This window comes from Azohydromonas lata, assembly GCF_034427735.1.
Classification (GTDB): Bacteria; Pseudomonadota; Gammaproteobacteria; order Burkholderiales; family Burkholderiaceae_C; genus Azohydromonas; species Azohydromonas lata.
The window spans coordinates 1-464 of the sequence record NZ_JAXOJX010000212.1 but is presented as its reverse complement, the minus strand read 5'-3'; the positions used below and the strand labels follow the sequence as shown (position 1 = coordinate 464).

Genomic DNA, 464 nt, shown 5'->3' with positions numbered 1-464 from the left:
CCGCGCATGTCGAAGCCCGCCTCGCCGGCCAGCAGCAGCCAGTCCGCGCGCTGGCCCTTGCCCTTTTCCACCACGGGCAGGCCCAGGTCGGCGGCCCAGTGGTAGCGGGCCGACAGCGGGTAGCGGCCCTGCGTGTCGGTCTCGCGCAGCGCGGACAGCACCTCGGAGCCCTTGTTGGGCACCGTGCCGCCCACGAGCGTGAGGCTGCGGCGCAGGTCCACCACCAGGTCCACGTGCTCGATCAGCATCGGGCAGGCCTGCACGCAGGCGCGGCACGTGGTGCAGCTCCACAGCGTCTCGGCGTCGATCAGGCCCGGCACCACGGGCTGGTTGGGGGCGCCGGCATGGCGGCCCACGTCCTTGCCCGGGTACGGGTTGCCGTGGTAGCGGGCGTCGCTGCCGCCGGCCATGCCGGTGACGAGGTCCTGGATCAACTTCTTGGGGTTCAGGGGCTGGCCCGCGGC

At 73.5% G+C, this 464-nt stretch carries 1 pseudogene; it reads right to left on the bottom strand.

Annotated features, from left to right (window positions below):
* Positions 1–464, bottom strand: a pseudogene (locus SM757_RS35070) ((Fe-S)-binding protein); the annotation flags it as partial.